At 35.5% G+C, this 22,373-nt stretch carries 18 protein-coding genes and 1 CRISPR repeat array; of the genes, 13 read left to right on the plus strand and 5 right to left on the minus strand.

Annotation, left to right across the window (positions count from 1 at the left end):
• Positions 1-51: 51 nt before the first annotated feature.
• Positions 52-1,539: an SLAP domain-containing protein gene (locus tag F5ESL0225_RS00480; protein ID WP_122047645.1), complete on the minus strand. Its 1,488-nt coding sequence runs from the start codon at positions 1,537-1,539 to the stop codon at positions 52-54.
• Between the two features lie 648 nt (positions 1,540-2,187).
• On the opposite strand from F5ESL0225_RS00480, the gene cas3 reads away from it, so the two are divergent.
• Genes cas3 through cas2e form a run of 8 tightly spaced genes read left to right on the plus strand, consistent with a single transcriptional unit; the run spans position 2,188 to position 11,539 of the window.
• On the plus strand, positions 2,188-4,926 hold the full coding sequence (gene cas3 / locus F5ESL0225_RS00485) for a CRISPR-associated helicase Cas3' (RefSeq protein WP_122047646.1): 2,739 nt from the start codon (positions 2,188-2,190) through the stop codon (positions 4,924-4,926).
• Positions 4,919-6,631 (plus strand): type I-E CRISPR-associated protein Cse1/CasA, encoded by a 1,713-nt coding sequence (locus F5ESL0225_RS00490; RefSeq protein ID WP_122047647.1) that lies wholly within the window; start codon positions 4,919-4,921, stop codon positions 6,629-6,631. Before cas3 ends, F5ESL0225_RS00490 begins: the two co-directional genes overlap by 8 nt.
• Positions 6,632-6,640: 9 nt before the next feature.
• A complete protein-coding gene (casB, locus tag F5ESL0225_RS00495; RefSeq protein ID WP_122021150.1) occupies positions 6,641-7,237 on the plus strand; it encodes a type I-E CRISPR-associated protein Cse2/CasB in 597 nt (198 codons plus the stop codon).
• 5 nt (positions 7,238-7,242) lie between these two features.
• A complete protein-coding gene (cas7e, locus tag F5ESL0225_RS00500) occupies positions 7,243-8,352 on the plus strand; it encodes a type I-E CRISPR-associated protein Cas7/Cse4/CasC (RefSeq protein ID WP_122021151.1) in 1,110 nt (369 codons plus the stop codon).
• Positions 8,333-9,031 (plus strand): type I-E CRISPR-associated protein Cas5/CasD, encoded by a 699-nt coding sequence (gene cas5e, locus F5ESL0225_RS00505; protein ID WP_122047648.1) that lies wholly within the window; start codon positions 8,333-8,335, stop codon positions 9,029-9,031. Before cas7e ends, cas5e begins: the two co-directional genes overlap by 20 nt.
• A gap of 12 nt (positions 9,032-9,043) precedes the next feature.
• Positions 9,044-9,700 carry a type I-E CRISPR-associated protein Cas6/Cse3/CasE gene (cas6e, locus tag F5ESL0225_RS00510; RefSeq protein ID WP_122047649.1) on the plus strand — a complete coding sequence of 219 codons (657 nt, stop codon included), beginning with the start codon at positions 9,044-9,046 and terminating at the stop codon, positions 9,698-9,700.
• Complete coding sequence (gene cas1e / locus F5ESL0225_RS00515; protein ID WP_122021154.1) at positions 9,693-10,646, plus strand: type I-E CRISPR-associated endonuclease Cas1e; 954 nt, start codon at positions 9,693-9,695, stop codon at positions 10,644-10,646. Before cas6e ends, cas1e begins: the two co-directional genes overlap by 8 nt.
• The gene (gene cas2e, locus F5ESL0225_RS00520; RefSeq protein ID WP_122047650.1) at positions 10,643-11,539 is read left to right on the plus strand and encodes a type I-E CRISPR-associated endoribonuclease Cas2e; all 897 of its coding nucleotides are present in this window, start codon (positions 10,643-10,645) and stop codon (positions 11,537-11,539) included. Before cas1e ends, cas2e begins: the two co-directional genes overlap by 4 nt.
• Positions 11,540-11,568: 29 nt before the next feature.
• Positions 11,569-13,183: direct repeats of the CRISPR family, unit length 28 nt; unit sequence GTGTTCCCCACGTATGTGGGGGTGATCC.
• A gap of 1,669 nt (positions 13,184-14,852) precedes the next feature.
• Here the strand turns inward: cas2e and F5ESL0225_RS00525 are convergent.
• The gene (locus F5ESL0225_RS00525; protein WP_122047651.1) at positions 14,853-15,383 is read right to left on the minus strand and encodes a hypothetical protein; all 531 of its coding nucleotides are present in this window, start codon (positions 15,381-15,383) and stop codon (positions 14,853-14,855) included.
• A gap of 151 nt (positions 15,384-15,534) precedes the next feature.
• On the opposite strand from F5ESL0225_RS00525, the gene F5ESL0225_RS00530 reads away from it, so the two are divergent.
• From F5ESL0225_RS00530 to F5ESL0225_RS00545, 4 genes are all read left to right on the plus strand, one after another.
• Positions 15,535-16,038, plus strand: a complete 504-nt coding sequence (locus tag F5ESL0225_RS00530) for a thioredoxin family protein (protein WP_122021158.1) — start codon at positions 15,535-15,537, stop codon at positions 16,036-16,038.
• Positions 16,039-16,855: 817 nt separating this feature from the next.
• Positions 16,856-17,089, plus strand: coding sequence for a hypothetical protein (locus tag F5ESL0225_RS00535; RefSeq protein ID WP_122047652.1), 234 nt, complete (start codon positions 16,856-16,858; stop codon positions 17,087-17,089).
• Entirely contained in the window at positions 17,070-17,573 is a 504-nt protein-coding gene (locus F5ESL0225_RS00540) for a hypothetical protein (RefSeq protein ID WP_122047653.1), read from the plus strand. The genes F5ESL0225_RS00535 and F5ESL0225_RS00540 overlap by 20 nt, the downstream gene beginning before the upstream one ends.
• Before the next feature lie 401 nt (positions 17,574-17,974).
• Entirely contained in the window at positions 17,975-18,481 is a 507-nt protein-coding gene (locus tag F5ESL0225_RS00545; protein ID WP_122024343.1) for a hypothetical protein, read from the plus strand.
• Between the two features lie 278 nt (positions 18,482-18,759).
• Here the strand turns inward: F5ESL0225_RS00545 and F5ESL0225_RS08285 are convergent, their stop codons facing one another.
• A complete protein-coding gene (locus F5ESL0225_RS08285; protein WP_199688753.1) occupies positions 18,760-18,960 on the minus strand; it encodes a hypothetical protein in 201 nt (66 codons plus the stop codon).
• 217 nt (positions 18,961-19,177) lie between these two features.
• Here F5ESL0225_RS08285 and F5ESL0225_RS00555 point away from each other — a divergent pair, with 217 nt between their 5' ends.
• Entirely contained in the window at positions 19,178-19,552 is a 375-nt protein-coding gene (locus F5ESL0225_RS00555) for a hypothetical protein (protein ID WP_122047654.1), read from the plus strand.
• Positions 19,553-19,657: 105 nt separating this feature from the next.
• Here the strand turns inward: F5ESL0225_RS00555 and F5ESL0225_RS00560 are convergent, their stop codons facing one another.
• Both F5ESL0225_RS00560 and F5ESL0225_RS00565 read right to left on the minus strand, forming a co-directional pair.
• Positions 19,658-20,407, minus strand: a complete 750-nt coding sequence (locus F5ESL0225_RS00560; RefSeq protein ID WP_090093966.1) for an amino acid ABC transporter ATP-binding protein — start codon at positions 20,405-20,407, stop codon at positions 19,658-19,660.
• Positions 20,407-22,026: an ABC transporter substrate-binding protein/permease gene (locus F5ESL0225_RS00565; RefSeq protein ID WP_122021164.1), complete on the minus strand. Its 1,620-nt coding sequence runs from the start codon at positions 22,024-22,026 to the stop codon at positions 20,407-20,409. The genes F5ESL0225_RS00560 and F5ESL0225_RS00565 overlap by 1 nt, the downstream gene beginning before the upstream one ends.
• Between the last annotated feature and the right edge of the window lie 347 nt (positions 22,027-22,373).

Raw genomic sequence — 22,373 nt, forward strand, 5'->3', positions numbered from 1 at the left:
AAAATAGGTTAACTTATTAGAAGTTAACCTATTTTGGTTATTTAAGTAATTCTAATCACCTAATGGGAAATCCAATGAAATTAATTGCTTACTAGTCGCTTCTAACAGCCAAGTTGCTTCATTAACTTGGGCAATTGTTGCCTTGTTTGAACGTAAAACTTGGGAAGCATTAGTTAAAGCATTACGATAATTAGCTTCTAAATTACTATATCGGGTAATTACCTTATTAGTATTTTCAAAACTCATAAATAATTTTTGTAGCTCACTTTTATCAGCATTGGTTGCAATAACTTGATCATTTTGAGCTTGCTGTTTTGTGTTTTGAATTTGTAGTTTATTTTGATTATTAAACTGAACATCACTGGCTTTGATAAAATAGTTACTATAGTTAGCCGCTACATTATTTGGTAAATCATTCTGTTTCAGTGGTTGTTGTGTTTGGTCATTAATTAATTTGGGATTATCATAGTTAAGGAAATGGTAAAATAATTCTGTTTTGTGTTCATTAGGTAGCCAGAGATAAAAGAGACCATCTATTAAAATTGAGTTATTGTTTGTAGTTTGAATGCTTATACCACTAGGATTACCTGTAAAATCAAAGAGCTTAATAGAATTTCCTGTTACTGGAGTAACGGGGTTAAAAGCTAACGCTGTATAGTCAACAATTGGTAAGTCATTTCGAAAAGTAATATCTGTTTCATCAATGTATTCGTCGGGATAATCGTGTAGCCGATAGCTATATCCCTCAAAGCCGTCTAGATAGAGAGGAATAACCGCAAGATCAATTTTGATCTTTTGTCCTTTTTTAAGCAGATGATGGGTTTGATGTTGAGAAAGCGTACTTGTTTTGACTGTCGCAAGGAGAGTTGCTGAGCTAACCCCGTTATACCGAGCAATATGACCATCAATACTAGCAATATTATCTGCACGAAGATAACGATTGTGTCCTAAAGCATAATATTGCTTATTACTAATCGTTTTAGTCGGTAAATAAAATATTTGTTTTTGCTTATTAAGATCTTCATCATAAAAGAAATATTTAGGCATCGTTGTGGTTGGTCTGACTTTGCCATAATAAGTAACAATTGCATTTTGTGCAAGACTCTGTCCGGTAGGTTTACCCTTGGCAGTATAAATTAATGACTTGTTTGCCAATACAAGCTTACCTTTTTTAGTATCTTTTTGGTTAACGTCCTTAACAACTGCGGCGTTGACGTAATTGCCACCGCCAAGATCATAATATTTTTGACCGTTAATTTTGTTTATTGCATAGTAATTAAAGTCTGAATCTTCATAGGTATAAATTATTTTGTAACCTTGCTGATCGGTCATAAAAGGATCAGGTGATGTATTCCTTTTAACTTTAATTTTATGGCCAAATTTGTCATAAAGATAATCATTTTTGATAAAAGTGATTTTCCCTTTAGATACTTGTTTTGCTGCTTGTATGGATTGTGGTTGATTAATATTTACTAAAAAGTGACTTGCAATCAAAGAAACGACAGCAAGTCCAATACTAAATTTTTTCGTAATTTTCATTAGAAACCCCTTTTCAACTAATAATTAAATTGATGTATTTAATTGTATTATAGTATATTTAATGCCTAAACAAGCTTGAAGATATTATATCATCTGTAGGAATAACTTTGACCACCAGGTTTTATGGTGATTTTTTTAGTTAGAAGTATCAGAAATCTTTTTAAGCCGATCAACTTTTATCTCGGCTATTATGTAATTGCTGTTTTTGTTGCATAATTTTTTGATTAGTTAATTCAACTGTTAATTCAACACTTTTATTTTTTTGTTGCAGAGCTAATGAAATTTAAAAAGACAGAAGGTCATTACTATCAAATGATATGGAGGCCAAAATTAGGAGCAATTATTAAATTTTAATTTAGGGCTGGTTTTCGATATGCAATCGAGGTCAGCCCTTTTAAGTTTCATTTGAGTCTTTTGTTATTGTAGAAGTTACTATATTTTCTGATTGCTTCTTCATAATCTGGCTAAATTCTTTTAATGGTATTGTTTATGAAACAAGCCTGTTAAGTAAATTAATAATTATGTCGTAAATAACATTGACAACGTTTTCTAATTAAGAATAAAATTATTTTATGCTGATATGCATATCATACTATATGTTTTATACAAACAAGTGTAATGATTAAAATAAGAAATGGATTAAGTAAAATGGAAAAGTTATCTAAAAGGTGTTTGTCTTTATGGGGTAAGAAGAAAGTTAAAGATGGACAACTATTGTGGTTGCCTTTAGTTGCCCATTTAACTGATACCCAAAAGGTTATTAATTTTCTCTATAATCAATGGCTTAGCCAAGGACAACAAGAATTTTTAACCCAAAACTTGACTGATGAGGAAATTCATAAATTGATTAAGTTTTTGGGATTTACCCACGACATTGGCAAGGCTACACCGGCTTTTCAAACTAAAGAATCATATGATCGAGCTCAGACTTTAGATAACGATTTAATCGAAAATTTAGTTAGAAGTGGTTTTTCTAAATTGGATCAGTTGGAATTGGCTTCACGCAATCTATCACCTCATAATAGGGCTGGAGAAGCCCTTTTACTGAAGTTTCAAGTTCCTGACACGGTTGCAACTTTAATTGGTGGTCATCATGGAAAGCCTGAAACTGATTCGCCAAGTAATGATTTGACTGCCAATACATCAAATTATTATCAAAGCGATCAAGATGAAACTTTGAAACAGCCGTGGAAGCAGGTACAAAGAGAGTTATTTGATTATGCTTTAGTAAGTTCCGGTTACAGTGATGTTAGCGAGATTCCTACGATTACTCAGCCAGAAGCAGTTATTTTAGAGGGCTTGCTTATTACAGCCGATTGGTTAGCTTCAAGTGAATATACCAGAAATGGGAAGGAACTCTTTCCCTTAATCAGTCTGGAACAATCATGGGCTGATTTGGATATGGAGCAGCGGTTTACGAAGGCAATGCATAATTGGTTATTAAATGGTACATGGCAACCGCAAAAAATAAATAAAATGACGGATCCATATCAAGAACGCTGGGGGTTTAACGCACGTCCTGTCCAAAAAGTAGCAACAAAAGCAATTGGTGAAACTATAGATCCAGAAATGATCATTATTGAAGCTCCAATGGGTTTGGGTAAAACAGAACTGGCCTTAGTGGCGGCGGAACAATTAGCCTATCTTTGTAAAGAAGATGGCGTCTTTATCGGCTTGCCAACACAAGCTACAAGTAATGCCATGTTTAACCGGGTTGATCAATGGATAGAAAAATTAGCTGAAAAGCAAAAAGAAAATTTTCCGATTAAATTAATGCATAGTAAGGCCCAATTCAATAAAGCGTATAGACAATTGCCGGATGCGGAAAATGTTAATACAGCGGGGGCTGTAACAGTTAATTCGTGGTTTTCAGGAAAAAAATCAATTTTAACTAAGTTTACGGTTGGAACAATTGATAACTTGCTGTCAATGGCGCTAAAGCAGCGCCACCTTTTCTTAAAGCATCTGGGTTTTAGCGGTAAAGTGGTGATTATTGATGAAGTCCATGCTTATGATACTTATATGAGCCAGTATTTGTATAAGGCAATTACATGGCTGGGAGCCTATCATGTACCACTGGTGATTTTGTCGGCAACTCTACCGAAAAAAAAAAGACAAAAATTAATTGAAGCTTATTTAGACGGAAAGTATGGCAGAACATATAAACGTACTTTTAAGGCACCAATCGATTGGAAAAAGAATCAAGCTTATCCATTGCTGAGTATTTTAGACAGCGGCCAATTAAAGCAATTTTCTGATTTTCCCGGTCAAAATGATCAGAAACAAAAAGAATTACAGGTAAGTAGGCTTAATTTGGCTGATGAAGAACTGATCAATCATGTTTTAGACAAAATAAACGGCGGCGGAGTTGCCGGAATAATTGTAAATACGGTTAAGCGGGCGCAAGCACTTGCTAAAGTATTGGAGCAAAAGGGAACCAAATACTTCGTGCTTCATTCTGCATTTTTAGCGGCCGAGCGAGGCAAGCAGGAAGAAAGATTGCAACAAACAATTGGAAAAAATGCTGTGCGCCCTAAAAAATTGGTTGTAATCGGAACACAGGTGTTAGAGCAATCACTTGATATTGACTTTGATGTTCTTTATACCGATATCGCCCCGATGGATTTGCTGTTGCAACGTGCAGGACGGTTGCACCGGCACAACATTAAACGGCCCAAGTTACTAGCAACGCCCCAGTTATTTGTGATGGGAATTAATTGTTTGGGTGATTATGGCAAGGCTAATCAAAGTATTTATCAGCAGTATCTATTGCTGAAGACCGATTATTTTTTAAAGAACCAGATTATTTTACCTAATGATATATCTGATCTTGTCCAAAAAGTTTATGACGCTGAAACAGATGCTGAAATCAAGGAAATCAAAACACCTAAAGCTAACTTTGACCATTATATTGCAAATGAGCAAGGCAAAGCAACAAGATTTCAAATTGGTAAGCCCAAAAAAGAAGCAATTACTGGCTGGCTTGATCGTAAACAAGGAAATGTTGATAAAGATGAGCAAAAGGCAAGCGCTGCTGTCCGTGATATTCAAGAAACAATTGAGGTAGTCTTAATTAAACATACCTCTCAGGGCGATTTCCTATTAGATGGACGTAAGTTAGATACAGTACCAGATTATGAAATTGCTGAACAAGTAATCAAATTACCGTCAGCCTTAACTACATATCCAAAAGAAGTTGAACAATTAATCGGGACGCTTGAGAATAAAACCAAGCATTATCATGATAATTGGAACAATAGTGTTTGGCTAAATGGAGCCTTAGTACTCCCATTAGATGATAAGCTGTCGGCTAAGGTTGGTAAGTGGAATATGGAATATTCTAAAAAGTTTGGCTTGAGTTATACAAGGGAGGATGACCATGATTGAAAGAAAATTTAATTTGACTACTGATCCTTGGATTAAGGTAATTGTCAGCGACACCAATCAAGAATTAAAAGTTTCGTTAATAGATTTATTTAAAAATGCACATCAATATCGGCAATTAGCAGGAGAGATGCGTGTCCAAAATTTAGCAATTATGCGCTTATTATTAGCAATTTTAACAACCGTTTATTCGCGTTTTGATGCAGCTGGCCAGCTATATGATTGGCTAATAGAAGGTACTGATCAATTTGGCTCTGACGCTAAATTTGATGAAGATTATGATGAAGAAGACATCGAGGAAGATACATTAACAACTTGGCACGAATTATACCAAAAGGGACAATTTTCTGATTTGGTAATTGAGTACTTAAAATATTATTCAGATCGGTTTGACTTTTTTGGTAAACATCCTTTTTACCAAGCAACCAAAGAAGAATACGACAGTTTGGTGCCAGCAAATAAGTCAGTAGCTAAGGGTAAAGGCACGGTAGCAATTAAACAAATTAATCGACGAGTTTCTGAAAGTAATAATTCGCCTGCCTTGTTCTCACCCAAAGCTGGTGAATATAAAAATGAAATGCCAATTGATGAATTAGTTCGGTGGGTTATTACCTATCAGAACTACACTGGGGTAACTGATAAAACTAAGATTACTGCTAGTGAGAAGTTTTCCGTTTCTCCCGGTTGGCTTTATAAGTTAAATCCAGTTCTGATCAGTGGGAAAAGTATTTTTGAGACATTAATGCTTAACTTGGTTCTCTATAATCAAGGTGAACAAAAAATTGCTTTAGAAAGACCTGTCTGGGAATTTGCCAGTGCCAAAGCGTATATTTCTGAGCGGCAAACAGGGAACCTGCCCGATAATCTTGCAGAACTTTATACGAGCTGGGCGCGAGTTTTGCATTTTGAGTGGAGCGAAGATGTGCAACCAACAATTTTTAGTGCAGGATTACCCAAAATTGACAGTACCAATGCTTTTATTGAACCAATGACTGTCTGGCATCAAGACGACAAAACGGGTAAATATCGACCAGCAGCTAGAAGCTTAAAGACTTTAAGTAAGTCAATGTGGCGTAATTTTAGTAATTATGTCAATGTTCAGACCGCTAATGATACCCAAGAACCCGGCGTTATTAAGTGGCTGCGGCTACTTAAAGAAAATCAACTAATTACCCGCAATAGATTGCTAACTTTAGTATCAATCGACTTAATTGATGATGGCAATGCAACATCGCAGTCGCCAACTGCAGAGCTTTATGATGATATGAGTATTGATATCGGTGTTTTATTTGATACAAATAATGTTTACTATTGGCCGGCAAGGATCGAACAAGTAATTGATCTTACCCAGAAAATTGGGCAGGATTTTTGGATATTTGCCCGTAATCTTGGTAAAATGCGCGGATTTCAAAAAGATGGTCTCACAGGATTTGCTAATCAATTAAGTGCACAATTTTACTATGGTTTGAATGAACCATTTAAAAATTGGCTAGCCAGCTTAACTGATGAAGATGAACGTGACCCGAAAATAATTGCTTGGCAAAACCAATTACGCAATTACGCTTTTAATGCAGGGCAAAAAGTAGTTGATACTAGTTCATCTCGAGATATCAAAGGTATCATTACCGAACATGGGTTACAAAATATTTTTATACTCATGGATCAATTTAAATTTAATGTGAATTTAGATTTAAAGAAAGGTAGGTAGAAATAATTTATGGCAGATGATTATAAAATTAAAGCAGTAACTAATAAAATTATTGAGCGGCTTTATAATAACGGTGATCTTGATAAAGCAACTCTGGCGGCATTAAGGGGGGCTTCTAAGCTTACTAGTCCTAAGGCACAAAAGGCCTGGCCAATCATAATGGATTATTTACCCCACAAATACTTGAGTCAAAATGGTAAACCAACAGCAGGTGAAGTTGCTGTTTATGCTGATATACGTTTTTATGCGATTTTTCAACAGGGCCAAGATAAGTTTGTTTCAGTAAAAGAAGAAAACACATCGGCTGGTGTTAGCTTCTTTACGGCGCTTGCCAAACTAAGACAAGACGAGAAAGTAAAACAAGCATTAGATCGGCGTGTACAGGTGTTGCTGGCAACAACAAATATTGACAGCGTATTGAATTCTTTAGTTCATCTAGTAGAAATACTAAAGAGTAATGATAATAAGACATTAGAGATTGATTTTCCCATGCTCGCGCAAGATTTATATAAATTTCAATGGAATTATCATTGTGCTAATGAGGTCAGATTAGCATGGGGTGAAGAATATTTTGGCCATAATAATGATTTAAGTGAAGGGAAGTAATTATAATGAATGAAAAGAATTTATTTTTAGATTTTAATGTGCTACAGACAGTACCATCATCCAATATTAACCGTGATGATACCGGCGCACCTAAAACAGCGTTTTATGGTGGAGTTACACGTGCTCGTGTTTCATCTCAAAGCTGGAAAAGAGCAATGCGTAATTACTTTAAAAAAGAAAAGGTCACTATTGGAACTAGAACCAAAGAAATTGCTGTATATCTAGCAAAGCAAATCCAAAAATTAGACACTAGTCTAGATGAAAAAACGGCTATGGATAAAGCTGTTGCTATTTTGACTGCTGCTGGTATTAAAGTTAAAAAAGATAAAGATACTGGTAAAATGGCAACTGGTGCTTTGTTATTTGTTAGTCCGGGACAGATTAATAAATTAGCAGAATATGCCCTTAATCATGATAAAATTGACAATAAAGATGATAAACAAGCAATCAAGCAAATTTTCAAGGAAGATAATTCATTAGATTTAGCCTTGTTTGGTCGTATGGTGGCAGATAATCCGGAGCTAAATGTTGATGCATCAGCTCAAGTAGCGCATGTAATCTCAACCCACGAAATCGTGCCAGAATATGATTACTTTACCGCCCTTGATGACTTACAAGCAGATGACACCAGTGGTGCGGCAATGCTGGGGACGATTGAATATGATTCGGCTACTTTGTATCGCTATGCCAACATTAATGTTAAAGACTTAATTAAGAATCTTGACCAAAAAGATGCTCTTGAAAGCATCGCAGCGTTTATTAAAGCCTTTATTTTGGCAATGCCAACGGGAAAGCAAAATACCTTTGCTAACAAAACCTTGCCAAATTATATTATGCTGACTTTACGTACGGATACGCCGGTGAATTTAATATCCGCATTTGAAGAACCGGTAACTACGCAAAATGGTTATGTCAAAAAGTCAATTGAAAAATTGCAAAATGCATATAAGTCTGCTAACCAACTAGTCGATGAACCCTTATTTAACATCACGTTATCGCAAGTTGACTTAGCAAAAGATAAAAAATTCAACCAAGTTGATAAGTTGACTGAGTTAATTGAGCAGATTACTACCGCTTTAACAAAGGCAATAGCAGATGAAAACATTAACAATTAGACTAACGGCACCATTGCAGTCTTATGGCAATGAAGCAACCTTTGAAAGACGTACATCAGGTGATTATCCTTCAAAAAGTGCAATAATCGGCATGATTGCTGCCGCTTTAGGATATAGCCGTGATGACGAACGAGTGCAAGAATTAAATAAATTACAATTTGCCGTACGCATTGACCAGCCAGGTAAAATATTAACGGATTTCCAAACCGTTGAATGGAAAACTGGTACACGAAAAATTACCTATCGCGAATATCTTCAGGATGCTGTTTTTGTGGTGGCCATTGGCGGAGACCCAGACGATATTGATCGCATTAAATATGCTCTAAAACATCCTCGTTATGCCTTATTTTTAGGACGTCGTGCAAATTCACCAGCAGGAGTATTACAGATAACTGAATTTCCTGATAAAGATCCTGTTACGGCATTAAAAGCTTTACCTTGGCATGCTTCTAATTGGTATCAAAGAAGACATAGTGCTGATGAATTGATAAAAATTCAAGTCGTTGCTGATGCTAATCTGCTGTCTACTAACAGAACAAGTTTGGTCAAGGATCACGTACTTTCACTTGATTCAAAAGCGCGCCAGTATAAGTCACGCCCTATTACCACAACACAGGTTGAATTACGTAATCCGCTTTTTAAGCAAAATACGCAGCATGATGCGATGTCGCCGTTATAGAAAGGAGCAGAAATGTATTTATCAAGAGTTGAAATTGATATTGCTAATCGGCAAAAAACGAAAGATTTAACGCAACTTTCTGCTTTTCACAATTGGGTAGAGCAAAGTTTTCCTGATGAAATTAACAATGGCAAAAAATTACGGCATTTATGGCGAATTGATCAGCTACAAGGCAAAAAGTACCTATTATTATTAAGTGAAAATATGCCCGACAAACGACAACTTTTACGCTATGGTGTTCATGATACAGTCATGATTAAGAGTTATGATCGCCTGCTTAATAGCATAAAACAGGGACAACTACTGCAATTTAGATTAACGGCTAATCCTACTCATACTGTGCTTCAACCAGGTATAAAGCAGGGACGAGTTGTTCCGCATATTACGGTAGATTACCAACGAAAATGGTTAATTGAGCGTTCTCAAAAATTAGGTTTTCAATTGGGAACTACAACTGATAAATCGACTTTTGATATTGTTAGTCGCGATTGGCCAATATTATCTTATAAAAGTGGACGTAGACTGCGACTTAGCAGAGTAACTTTTGAAGGTCGTTTACGTGTAGAAGATGCAGATCAATTTAAACAGGCATTAATAAAGGGCATTGGCCGTGAAAAAGCATTTGGTATGGGTCTGATGACAGTGATACCTGGGAAGAATAATGACTGAAAAGTTTGGTGCCAGAAAACCTGATTTACCTGAGCTAGCGAGAGTAAAGGATCGATTAACTTTTCTTTATTTTGAACATGCAAAGCTGAATCGGCAGGATAGTGCACTCATGATAACTGATAGTCGCGGAACAGCTTTTGTTCCCGCAGCAATCGTGAGTGTCTTAATGCTCGGACCTGGGGTAGATATTACACACCGTGCCATGGAATTAATTGGTACTGCTGGTATGGCTGTTGTTTGGGTAGGAGAACGAGGTGTAAGACAATATGCTCACGGGCGTTCTTTGAATCATTCATCAAGACTTCTTGAAGCACAAGCAAAATTAGTTTCTAATACACGATCAAGAATTGCGGTAGCTCGAAAAATGTATCAAATGCGTTTCCCTAATGAAGATGTATCAGGATTAACGATGCAGGAATTGCGAGGTAAAGAGGGCAGTAGAGTGCGAAAAATTTATCGTGAGCAATCCCAGGCAACGGGAGTTTTATGGACCAGAAGAGAATATAATCCTGATAATTTTGAAGCTGGGACACCAATTAATAAAGCTTTAACAGAAGCGCACCAGGCTTTGTATGGTTTAAGCTATAGTGTTATTGTAGCAATGGGTGCTTCTGCTGGTTTAGGTTTTGTGCATACGGGACACGACTTAGCGTTTGTGTATGACTTTGCTGATCTGTACAAGGCAGATTTTTCAATTCCAGTAGCGTTTAAAATTACGGCCAAATATGGCAATGATAAAGATATCGCTGCAAAAACAAGATTGGCAATGCGGGATGCATTTACAGATGGTAAATTATTGGTAAGAATGGTAAAAGATTTACAAAATCTTTTGAATGTAACTGATGAGATTAATAATATTGATGTTATAAATCTTTGGGATGACAAATTAGGCTTACAAAAATTCGGGGTTCAATATCATGAACTAGATCAGGAAGATGACACATGATAGTGATTACTTTAACCAAAGTACCAGCATCCTTGAGAGGAGATTTAACTAAGTGGTATCAAGAAATTCAAACTGGAGTTTATGTGGGCAATGTGAGTGCAAGAATTCGTGATTTACTATGGGACAGAGTAGTTCAAAATATAGGCAATGGCGAAGCTACAATGGTTTATAATACAAATAATGAATTAGGTTATCAGATTAAGACAACACGAAAAATGTATAAAGTTGTTGATTTCGATGGCATTCCATTAATGATGCATCTTAATTCTACTGCTGTATCAGGTTTTGAAAAACATGGGTTTAGCAATGCGGCTAAATTTCATCGTGCTAGAATGGTGGCACAAAAGTCTGAAAAGCCAAGAGTAACTAAAACCAATAAACACTTTGTCTCCCTTGATGTCGAAACAACAGGTCTAAACCCAGATAAAAATCAAATTATTTCTATTGGAGCAGTTAAAAAAATTAATGATAAAAAGTATGATAGTTTTTATAGATTAATTAAAGTTGATACTGCGGTGCCAAAGACGATAACTGAATTAACCGACATAACATTAGAATTATTGAAAAAAGAGGGGGTTACTTTAGATAGAGCTCTTAGAGAACTAACTGAGTTTATTAGTTCTGCCACGATTATTGGCTATAATTTACAGTTTGATTTATCCTTTCTCATGTCCGGCTATAGATCTGTAAATTTAAAAGAACCGGATAATGAAACTTTAGATTTATTACCTGTAGTTAAAAAAGCAGAAAAATTTATTGATAATTATCGTTTGGCAACTATTTTAAATTTTTATAATATTAAGAATTCCAAGCCACATAATGCACTATCTGATGCTAAGGCTACGTTGCAGTTGTTATACAAACTAATGGAAAATGGCAATATCAAAGTTTAAAAATAAGGGTATAACAAGGATCTTTTACTGTGTTCCCCACGTATGTGGGGGTGATCCTAATGCTATCGCTGCACCAGACAAGAATAATAGGTGTTCCCCACGTATGTGGGGGTGATCCTACAATTGATTTAAATCACGGAAGCTATGTTTCGTGTTCCCCACGTATGTGGGGGTGATCCTCTGATCACCAATGCGTGTTGATGTTTGATTAAGTGTTCCCCACGTATGTGGGGGTGATCCTTGTCAGTGTTGCCCGTGGTCAAGGTAAGACTTGTGTTCCCCACGTATGTGGGGGTGATCCTATCCTCTCTGTTTTAATTGAAAGTAAACCCAGGTGTTCCCCACGTATGTGGGGGTGATCCTGCCAAAGACCCGTTTTTGTTTACGCCCAGACAGTGTTCCCCACGTATGTGGGGGTGATCCCATCACACGATTATTTTTTAGCGTTGTCCGTCTGTGTTCCCCACGTATGTGGGGGTGATCCTATAAGCCAATTTCATTTCCAATGATTTGGGATGTGTTCCCCACGTATGTGGGGGTGATCCTACGTCTATAATATCTTGTGTTATTATAATCCGGTGTTCCCCACGTATGTGGGGGTGATCCTCTGTTACTTCGCCTGGTGTTTTAAGCGTAAAAGTGTTCCCCACGTATGTGGGGGTGATCCTTATTGTTAGTGAACACGGTGTTTTAAGCTGTTGTGTTCCCCACGTATGTGGGGGTGATCCTTTTTCGTCCCCGTAGTTTGAAGTTGCAAAACTGTGTTCCCCACGTATGTGGGGGTGATCCTATCGCATCTTATCTTCATACCCTCTGTAGGAAGTGTTCCCCACGTATGTGGGGGTGATCCCTAAAGGTCGCTTATTGGCGCCGATTGGAATTAGTGTTCCCCACGTATGTGGGGGTGATCCTTATAGTTAGCATATTTACTCATGTCTAAATACGTGTTCCCCACGTATGTGGGGGTGATCCTGATATTTGGGTAATTGACCCAGATCAGCCTATGTGTTCCCCACGTATGTGGGGGTGATCCTTCAGGGCAAAATTGGAGTAACGAAAAAACTCAGTGTTCCCCACGTATGTGGGGGTGATCCTGAAAAGAAATTTTAACTACGCTTTAAGTGATTGTGTTCCCCACGTATGTGGGGGTGATCCTGAAGCCTCAGAAGCCTCTGGTGGTGCAATTGCGTGTTCCCCACGTATGTGGGGGTGATCCTTATCAGTTTGATAATATGAACGGCGAATTTTGGTGTTCCCCACGTATGTGGGGGTGATCCTATCTTTAGATAAACGCCCCCAAGTTTTTTCATGTGTTCCCCACGTATGTGGGGGTGATCCCGGACTATCGAAATTATGAGGATTACCAAGTAAGTGTTCCCCACGTATGTGGGGGTGATCCTGTAATCCAAATAAACTATAGCACAACTATTTAGTGTTCCCCACGTATGTGGGGGTGATCCTTATAAGGGATATCAGCTATCACTAACTGCGCTGTGTTCCCCACGTATGTGGGGGTGATCCTATAAAGAGGTTTATTGATATGTTACTTGAAGAGTGTTCCCCACGTATGTGGGGGTGATCCTGGCTGTCGTACCTTCCTTGTCGGTAATATCAAGTGTTCCCCACGTATGTGGGGGTGATCCTTAACGACTGGGCGCATAGTCATTTTCCGCCCAGTGTTCCCTATGTGTGTGGGTGTTCCAGAAAAATACCTTAAGTCAATTTGAACCTAAGGAAGTGTTCCCCACAACGGTCAAAACGTATTGATGAACTTAGTGGTGTTCAAGGCGACTTGAGTTAGGTTATTGTTGGTAAAAATGTTGCCTAATATGCTCTACAACTTTAGATTAAGTATTTTTTGGGTATGTGCTAGATTTGGTGGTCTAATTCTTGGTTAACGATTTTTTGATTAGTTAATTCAACTGCTAATGCAACACTTTTATTTTTTTGTTGCAGAGCTAAGGTTTGAGCTTATTCAACGGCACGCATAGCCTGCTGGTATTCGTGGACGTTTTTTAATTGATAGGCTAAGCTTGGTTCACGTTCAATGTCATATTTACGTGCTAGTTCAGTTAGACGGCTCGGCTTAACGGTTACTCCCTGCTGTGCGCATTTTGAATGCTCGAACCCAGTTCGTCCATGTGTATCATCGCATTGTAAACCTGCAAATTAAGGTTATTTTGTTCAAAATCTTTTTGGCAGCTTGCCAATTTTTGGATATGTGACATGCGTTAAGTTTATATCGCTACATCAAACGCCTTTACGCAGGGTGAGAAGCAGAAAAAGCTAGCACAATTTCTGCTTAATTAAATTTTGGCAAAACTGCGTAATGCCTAAAATTTCATGACGAAAAAAATAAGCAAAAGTCGGTGGGACTAATGCTTATTTTTTATCGTCTAGTCGTGGCCTTTTTGGCCACGATTTTCTTTTAAAAAAAGAAACAAAAAAGCGACCCTTTTGGGGATCGCTCAGACGGCTAACAAGTAATCAGCTTGTTTGCACGTTTAACTGCTAGAAATCTAGTTAGTTAGTTTTCATTTGTATCATACTTAATCAAGCAACTAAGCTTTTAAATGCTGTAACAGGCATTTTGAAAGAATTAGTAAAATTGTTTAAGTAGATACACGAGAAGCATTGAATCATAGGTTTCAATGCTTTTTTATATATTTCAAAAGAGCGTAACTAAATATAGTCCCAAATTCTTCTCTTTCTGGTTAATACAGGCGTTTCAGCACGATTAGCATAATTATCGATTAGAAGATTGACTAAAAAAATCAACTTCCATATTATAATTAAATTGAGATTGAAACGCGAAATCGTAAAAATTGTGTTGAGTAGTACAGAGATGGTGATAAGCTTCGTATTTGGTATAGAAGTTATTTGTTTTTTCATTTTATTAGCTTTCCCCATACTGTTTTTAGTAGCAATTTTCGAAAAATAGAACTTAAAGTATTATATAAAAAAGCACTAGGAATTAATCCCAGTGCTTTTTTTGTATGCTTTTAGAGAACTTTAAAGGTAACTCCAATCAGTCCAAAATCCAAAGAATAAAAAAACTGCCAAAATAATAATTAACGATACAATACCGGCTGTAACTTTCAACTTTCTTTTACTAATGTTAACTTTAGCATTATTAGCTAAATATTCGTTAGCAAACATTGTAAATGTAGAAAGTATAATAAACCATAGCCTCCAAATTCTGCCAGACCTTGAACGAATGAAAATCGGACTGAGGGTAGTGATTGATGTTATCAGGAAAAACATTATCGTTAAATAATATTTATTAATTAACTTTTTCATTGCTTATACTATATTAGCAGGCAAGACCTGCTCCTGTCCAAATAGCTCCTAGACCAACACCAATTAATGCTGCTCCCATACCAGTAGCTCCTGCAACCACAGATCCAACTGCCCATCCAATACTGGTAGCTGTACCTGCTCCAGCCATTGTCCATGAACAAGCCTTATGATGCTTAACTTTCTTTCTTAAAAGTGGATTTTCATAAGTAAATTCGTCTGGATGATTTTTAGCATATTCATTAACTTTATCTAATGCAGATTGTACATCTTCTACAGTCACTTTAAGATTTGTTTGCTTTAAGGATTGTGCTAAATAATTTTTATCTACAATTTTGACTTGGGCAACGCCGGATGAATCTGGATAAGTAATTAGAGACCCTTTAATAGCAGCATTAAGAGTTTCAGTTTCTGCTTTAGATAGCTGATTGCTCGTTGCTGTTGATTGAGCAGGGGTAGTTGTTGCTGCAGATACTGTTGTAGCTGGTACTGCGAGCATCGAAACGCACACAGCAGCTGATGACAGTAAGGTTATTAAATGCTTCATATTTATTCTTCTTTCTATAATTAAAATAAAAGTTTGAACGTTTGAACGTTTGAAAGTTTGAAACTTTAACCTCTTTCTGATTATAATATAGTACAGGTTTGTAATAAAATCAATATAAATTAATATAAAAATATATAAAGGGGCAATAATTATGAAAAGGGCATTTATCAATATAGTTATTTTGATACAGTTATGCCTATCTGTGCTTAATTGTAATTTTCAAAATACGAAGGCAACTGAAATTGATGATACTGAAAATGCTGGATATAGAGATAACAGTGAATTAGTGTTACGATATCAAAATACAGAGTATCAAAAGGCTACCAAAACTTTTATTAAAATTTCTCCTAAAAAAATAAATAAATTACTTGATAAAAAAAACAAAAGAATCATTTATGTATTTTGGGGAAAAGCTTCTTGTCCTTATTGCAGAGCTTTCGTCCCAGGATTAGCAGAGCTTAGTAAAAAAAGGGGAATAAATATTTATTACATTAATACTGAAAAAACAGATAGTAATAATTTTTTAAAAAAGGAACGAAAAAAATATAAGGTTGAAAGTGTTCCGACATTAATAAAAATTAAAGATAAAAAGCACTTTAAAGTGCTGAATCGTATGAAAGGGACTTTAAACCAATTTTTGACAAAGTATTATTGATACATGTGCTTTTTTACCCCATTTTTGACTAAGATATACAGCCTTCTGACTTTAGCCTTAGGTAAAATCATGATTGCTTATACGGTCGTATAAGCGATACCGTTTTTGATACAAGCTAAAGCTTAGATTGTTGGATGTTTAATTGAAATTAGCAACGAAAAAAATAAGCAAAAGTCGGCGGGACTAATGCTTATTTTTTATCGTCTGGTCGTAGCCTTGTGGGCTACGATTTTCTTTTAAAAAAAGAAACAAAAAAAGCAATCCTTTTGGGATCGCTCAGACGTCTTGCAAGTGACTGAACTTGCTTTGCACGTCATGTTGCATGTTAAACATACTACCTTAGTGACCTAAGTATAACATGATTGCCAATTCTGGTAAAATGAATAAGCACGTTATGTGCACCATCTGGGAAAGTTGACTGGCTTTCCGTAAAGGAGGTGAAAAAGCGTGTTAGACATATTTACCTTAGTATTATTTTACTTAGTCTTAACTAAGACAGAGCAAGTATTAAGCGACATTATTGTCATACTTGATAAATTACTCAAGTAGAATAGCAGAGGCAGCTCGGAATTTCTGAGCTGTTTTTGAATTGGTATAATTGTGAAATTAGCTAGCCAGGAAAAAAGGAAGACTATTAATTCAGTCTTTCTTTTTGCTATTAAAATTCACAAGGTATTTTAACGCGCATTTTTCAGTCCTCTGCAACCGCCTTTTGGCGCTACTGCGTTTAATGTACATTAGGTTAAGTTGCTTTGGTATGGTGGATTAAAGCGGAGTAAAATATATTTGAGATAGCAATCATAAAGAGGTAATAAAAATGAGTATTGGTGAACTGCTGAAAAAGTATCGGGTAGCACAAATGAAAACACAGAAGCAGTGGGTAGGAAATATAATAAGTCCTTCCTTTTATGCCAAAGTTGAGAAAAATATCCATCGGATAACTGTAGAAGATTTACTTGCGTTACTTCATTACAATAAAATATTAGCAATAGATTTTTTTAATAAGCTGGATAAAAAAGATAAAACTAATTATGAATTCAAAAAGAAATAATTGGTCAAATATAGAAGCATTCTATCTTCATTCAAAGGTAGAACTGAAACAAGTCCGTCAAACAATAAGCAGCAGTGACTTGCCTGATAAGGATGAGCAACTTGCTTTTATTACAGGTTATATAGCACTGCTAGATGACGATTTTACAGGTTTAGATGAGCAAACTAAAGCCCAAATTAAGAATCGCCTGTTTAATATTTCAGACTTTGATCGAGATAATTTATATCTTTACTGCAATTTCATGAGTTTTTATGATCTCGATAGCAATTTAATGCTTTCAAAAAGATTAATTAATCATTTTAAAAATGATAGTGACATAGCCGTTCAAAAGGCGATTTTGAGTATTATCAGTAATTTACTAATGTTTTGCATTAAAGCAGATAGATATGATGAAACAATATTTTTTATTGAAGCTGCTCAGCAAATTGATATAAATCCCGATCTGACATTTTACCGAGGTGCGATAGCTTTTTTAAGAGCTTAATTACTAGTCATTATCAGCCACAAAAAAATGGGAAGGAAGATTGTCAGATTATAATTGATTTTTTTAATTTGATTGGTATGGAAGAATATAGTGAACAATTAAAAGAATTTATACAAAAAACTAAAAATGACCTATTTGACTGAAAATTGTCGAGTACGCCATTTTTTATTTTACTTGTTTTTTAAACATATACTAAATTCATAAACGAATAGAAATGTGCAATTGAATTAGGAGGTTACCGATCATGGATGATTTGTTACGTCGCTTACCAATCATTATTATTTTTCCGTGAAAGAAATCATATTATGCGAATTAATGATACTAATAAGTATGTAAGCTATTTAGATGGATTGCTTATAAAATTTAGGCAAAAAAATTAAATTTTAAAAAGAGTAATAATCATGAAATTAAATAAGACAGTAATTGCAGGATTAACCACGTTAGCATTAAGTCCAGTAGCAACAGCCTTAGGTAGTGGAGTTTTAACAACTCAAGTCGTACATGCCGATACTATTGCAGAAAATCAAGTAACGCAAAAAAATAATAATAATTATGATAGTCTATATGATAATCTAACACCAGAAAAGAAATATGAATTTCAAGAATTGGTGTCAGCAAATTTATATACATCCAGTGAGCAGCATAAATTTTTACAGGATAAAGTCGATCAAGATAATCAAATTTCATTAAGATGGGAAGTAGGAGTTATCAAAGAGGCTGTAAAATATGCCGTAAAATTAGTAGGAGCTAAATTGGGAGAAAAAAGCCTTGCAGATTTTGTGGACTATTTAACTGGATTTGAAGGTAACATTCAAGAAGGGATAGAAAAGGGGTTAATTAAATATCTTCATGTAAATAAAAATGTTGCTTATTGGGCTGCTAAAACAGTAGTATTCATTTTCTTCTGAGGTGAAAAATATTGAATTGGATAAATATACATAAAAAGAGTCTATTTTATGGCTATGTTTTAATAGAATTATTAGGATATATCTTTTTTGCAACCGACATTATTAATTGCAATATACAACAATATTGCTTTCGCCATTTACCAATTTGGTTAAATTTGGTACTCATTGTTATCCAAATTTCAATTTTGATTTATTTATGGCCTAAAAGAATTAAATAGTTTTGACCACCATGATTTTTGGTGGTCTTTTTCTTTTTTTACTGGACGAGCTGAAATTTTTTAAAGTTCATCAACTTTTTTTTCGGCAATTAATTGTAATTGTTGCGATTGATCAAGCAATTTCTGGGTCTGGGCAAGGGTATCGTGCAGGCACACTATTTCTTGCTCTTTTTTGTTTACTGGTAAAGACTTTATCTGATAATGGCTAGTTTGTTTAGAGACACCTAATTCATCTGCTAATTGCTTGATTGTTTTCGCCACTATACATTCCTCATCTTTGTAATCACTGGCAATCATTTAGGTATAGATTACCAGAAGTTGATAAACTAATTGACTGCTGTAAATTTAAAAACGCTATAATGGTGTTCTCAACATTAAAAGCGCTTTATGCTATGATTGTTTTATTAAATGCAAATAAAAATAGCAGACATATTGGGTCGATTACCAATTCTTATCGTTAATTCTATAGGTGTAGATTATGAAGATAAAACTTAGTAAAATTTTTCCTTTTTTAATAGGCATTATATTATTAATAATTGCGATAAAAGATTTTTCTCCTTGGCGCAGTCCAAGGGAAATAATAATAGGACTATTAACATTAGTAGTAGCATTATGTTCCACAAGTAAAAACCAAAAATCAACTTCTTTTGCAACAGATTACTTAGTTGATCACAAAGTTGTAATTTATTCGGAACGTATTTATTTAACGATGTTCTTCGTCTTTATAGTTTTATATTACTTAGATGGGAAAAATATTTTACTGGGTGTTATATCTATTTATTCGTTATTACTTTGGCTTATTCAACAAGTAATAATAATTGTTTTAGAGTTATTAAAAAGTAAAAGAAAATAATTAATTTTAGAGGAAAATTTAGTTGTCGAATTCAAAGGCCCAAGGTTGTAAACTGAATAAAAAAATCATGTTTTTTTGCTAAAACATGATTTTTTGGTCACTGATTTAATTATTCTGGAAGTTACTTAAAAACTTCGTGGTTTTTTCATTTTGTGGATGATTAAATAATTGATCTGGCTTGCCTTGCTCGGCAATAATACCGTCACTAATAAAGAAAATCTGATCAGATATGTCCCGCGCGAATGCCATCTCATGGGTTACAATAATCATTGTTAATCCCGTATTGGCTAAATTTTGCATTACACTTAGAACTTCACCGACCATTTCTGGGTCAAGTGCACTAGTCGGTTCATCAAATAACAAGATTTCTGGATCCATCGATATTGCCCGGGCAATAGCTACACGTTGTTGTTGTCCCCCTGAAAGTTGACTCGGGCGAGCATTAATATATTGCGCCATACCAACTTTTTCCAAGTTCTGCAGGGCAATTTGACGTGCTTCTTCTTTAGCGCGTTTAAGAACTAATTCTTGACCAACCATGCAGTTAGCAAGGACATTTTTATTTTCAAATAAGTCAAATTGTTGAAATACCATCCCTACCTTAGCACGATAGATGTTGCGGTTATAAGAAGAAGCAAGAACATTTTCACCGTGAAAAGTAATTTCACCAGACGTTGGTTCTTCTAAGAGGTTAATACAACGTAAAGTAGTTGATTTACCACCGCCAGAAGGGCCAATGATAGTAGCAATTTCACCTTTTTTTATATCAAGAGAAATGTCACGTAAAACTTGGTGTTCACCAAAAGATTTTTGCAAATGTCTTAGACTCAAAATTGTTTCACTTGTTGCGGTCATTATTTTTTAACCTCCATGTCATTGGTTGTACCAACTTGTACTTGATTGGCCATTAAATTGTAATTTTTATTACCTTGTAAATGTTTCTCAATTAAATTGAAGATTCTGGTAATAGTGAAAGTCAAAATTAGGTAAATAGCAGAAATTGTGAGATAAGTTGGGAAAAACTTGAAAGTCTGGCTAGCAACAGTTGTTCCCACAAAGAACAATTCTGAGACCGAAATGATACTCAAAACTGAAGTGTCTTTAATGTTGACGATAAATTCATTAGTAATTGATGGTAAACAATTTTTAATTGCTTGCGGTAAAATAATATGCCACATTCGTTGGTTATGAGTCATGCCCAAAGCACTGGCAGCTTCAAACTGTCCAGCTGGTGTGGAAATAATCCCTCCGCGAATAATTTCTGCTAAATAGGCGCCAGTATTAATTGAAACAATAATTAAAGCCGCAATGGTCCGATTGATATTAAGATGCCAAAATTGAGCAATACCGTAGTAGATTACCGCAGCTTGCACCATCATTGGTGTCCCGCGGAACACTTCAATATAAACTGATAATAGCCAGTTGCTAACTTTAAGTAATAATTTTTTTCCAGTTGTAGTTGGGGTAGGAATAGTTCTAATAATACCAACAGCTAGACCAATAAAGAAACCTGCAATTGTACCAACAGATGCAAGAAGCAAGGTCATGCCAATACCACTTACTAGCATACTACCATATTGTTTCCACATGGAAATAAACCAGTTTTCTGATTGACCTTTTTTGTTGTCACCAGCCTTAGGCTGTTCTTTAATGGCAGCGGTCATCATTTTGTTTCTTGTAGCGGTTGGAATGGTAGCTAATATTTGATTGACTTGCTTAAGCAAAGACTTGTTAGGTTTCGCAATACCAATGGCTGTTTCTGACTCTTCTTTTGAGACATGGAAACCAGCCATCTTACTAATTGCAACAGCAGTGACATCTGGATCAACTAATTTAAAAGAAATTGCTTCAGTATCTTCTGCTAAGTACCCATCAATTGTTCCTGAAATTAGGCTTTGGCGCATTGCGGCAAAGTCGCGCATTGCAGTTTGTCTTTTGGCACCAGGTAATTCTTTAATTAACCCGTAATGGGATGTTCCTTGTTGAGCAGTTAACTTTGCGCCTTTAAAATCAGTTAGCTTTTTAGCGTGAGCAAACTTACTATTTGGTTTGGTAATAACAACAAATGTTCCGCGGCGATATGGTTGAGAAAAGTTAATGGCTTTAGCCCTTTCAGCAGTTGGACTCATGCCAGCAATGATTAAATCAGCCTTACCACTGGTTAAAGCTGGTAGTAGTCCATCCCATTCAGTTTTAAGCACAACCACTTTTCGATGCATTTTTTTACCAATGATTTTGGCAATTTTAACGTCATAACCATTAGCAAAAGTATGTTGCGATCCATCAATTGGGACAGCACCATTTGCAGCATTAGTTTGGGTCCAATTATAAGGTTGATAGTTAGCTTCCATTGCTACTTTAAGTACATTACTATCTTTTTTAGCACTGACGCTATTTGAATTACAATTCAAACCAAAGGTCATGCTGATTATTGCTATCATAACAGCAGTAATCCATTTATATCTTGACTTCATTTTGAAAACCTCCGAAAACTTTTCTCAAATAAAGCCAATACAATAAAAAGCGTAATTAAAAACCTCGTTGTAATTCAAAAACAACGAGGTCTAATCTAATTTTATTTAGACAAATCATATAGCGCTCCCTAGTAATTAACTAGGACAGTCTGCAAGATATTATCTTGCAGCCCAACAAAAAAATTGAAACGAACAAAATTTTTGTTTCGGCGATAATTCTTACGATAGCTTTCTTAGTGTTCGTTCACTCTAGCTAAGTTTGTAATTATCGCAACCTCTATTGCATTGGAAATTATTTAACTTTATATGCGATAATAGGCTAAAAATAGGACTTTGTCAATAGTTGT

Source organism: Lactobacillus sp. ESL0225, assembly GCF_003692905.1.
Taxonomy (GTDB): Bacteria; Bacillota; Bacilli; order Lactobacillales; family Lactobacillaceae; genus Lactobacillus; species Lactobacillus bombicola.

Excerpts from the sequence above, each read along its gene's own strand:
- F5ESL0225_RS00480 (WP_122047645.1), bottom strand. The coding sequence starts at position 1,539 with ATGAAAATTACGAAAAAATTTAGTATTGGACTTGCTGTCGTTTCTTTG.
- cas3 (WP_122047646.1), top strand. The coding sequence starts at position 2,188 with ATGGAAAAGTTATCTAAAAGGTGTTTGTCTTTATGGGGTAAGAAGAAA.
- F5ESL0225_RS00490 (WP_122047647.1), top strand. The coding sequence starts at position 4,919 with ATGATTGAAAGAAAATTTAATTTGACTACTGATCCTTGGATTAAGGTA.
- casB (WP_122021150.1), top strand. The coding sequence starts at position 6,641 with ATGGCAGATGATTATAAAATTAAAGCAGTAACTAATAAAATTATTGAG.
- cas7e (WP_122021151.1), top strand. The coding sequence starts at position 7,243 with ATGAATGAAAAGAATTTATTTTTAGATTTTAATGTGCTACAGACAGTA.
- cas5e (WP_122047648.1), top strand. The coding sequence starts at position 8,333 with ATGAAAACATTAACAATTAGACTAACGGCACCATTGCAGTCTTATGGC.
- cas6e (WP_122047649.1), top strand. The coding sequence starts at position 9,044 with ATGTATTTATCAAGAGTTGAAATTGATATTGCTAATCGGCAAAAAACG.
- cas1e (WP_122021154.1), top strand. The coding sequence starts at position 9,693 with ATGACTGAAAAGTTTGGTGCCAGAAAACCTGATTTACCTGAGCTAGCG.
- cas2e (WP_122047650.1), top strand. The coding sequence starts at position 10,643 with ATGATAGTGATTACTTTAACCAAAGTACCAGCATCCTTGAGAGGAGAT.
- F5ESL0225_RS00525 (WP_122047651.1), bottom strand. The coding sequence starts at position 15,383 with ATGAAGCATTTAATAACCTTACTGTCATCAGCTGCTGTGTGCGTTTCG.
- F5ESL0225_RS00530 (WP_122021158.1), top strand. The coding sequence starts at position 15,535 with ATGAAAAGGGCATTTATCAATATAGTTATTTTGATACAGTTATGCCTA.
- F5ESL0225_RS00535 (WP_122047652.1), top strand. The coding sequence starts at position 16,856 with ATGAGTATTGGTGAACTGCTGAAAAAGTATCGGGTAGCACAAATGAAA.
- F5ESL0225_RS00540 (WP_122047653.1), top strand. The coding sequence starts at position 17,070 with ATGAATTCAAAAAGAAATAATTGGTCAAATATAGAAGCATTCTATCTT.
- F5ESL0225_RS00545 (WP_122024343.1), top strand. The coding sequence starts at position 17,975 with ATGAAATTAAATAAGACAGTAATTGCAGGATTAACCACGTTAGCATTA.
- F5ESL0225_RS00555 (WP_122047654.1), top strand. The coding sequence starts at position 19,178 with ATGAAGATAAAACTTAGTAAAATTTTTCCTTTTTTAATAGGCATTATA.
- F5ESL0225_RS00560 (WP_090093966.1), bottom strand. The coding sequence starts at position 20,407 with ATGACCGCAACAAGTGAAACAATTTTGAGTCTAAGACATTTGCAAAAA.
- F5ESL0225_RS00565 (WP_122021164.1), bottom strand. The coding sequence starts at position 22,026 with ATGAAGTCAAGATATAAATGGATTACTGCTGTTATGATAGCAATAATC.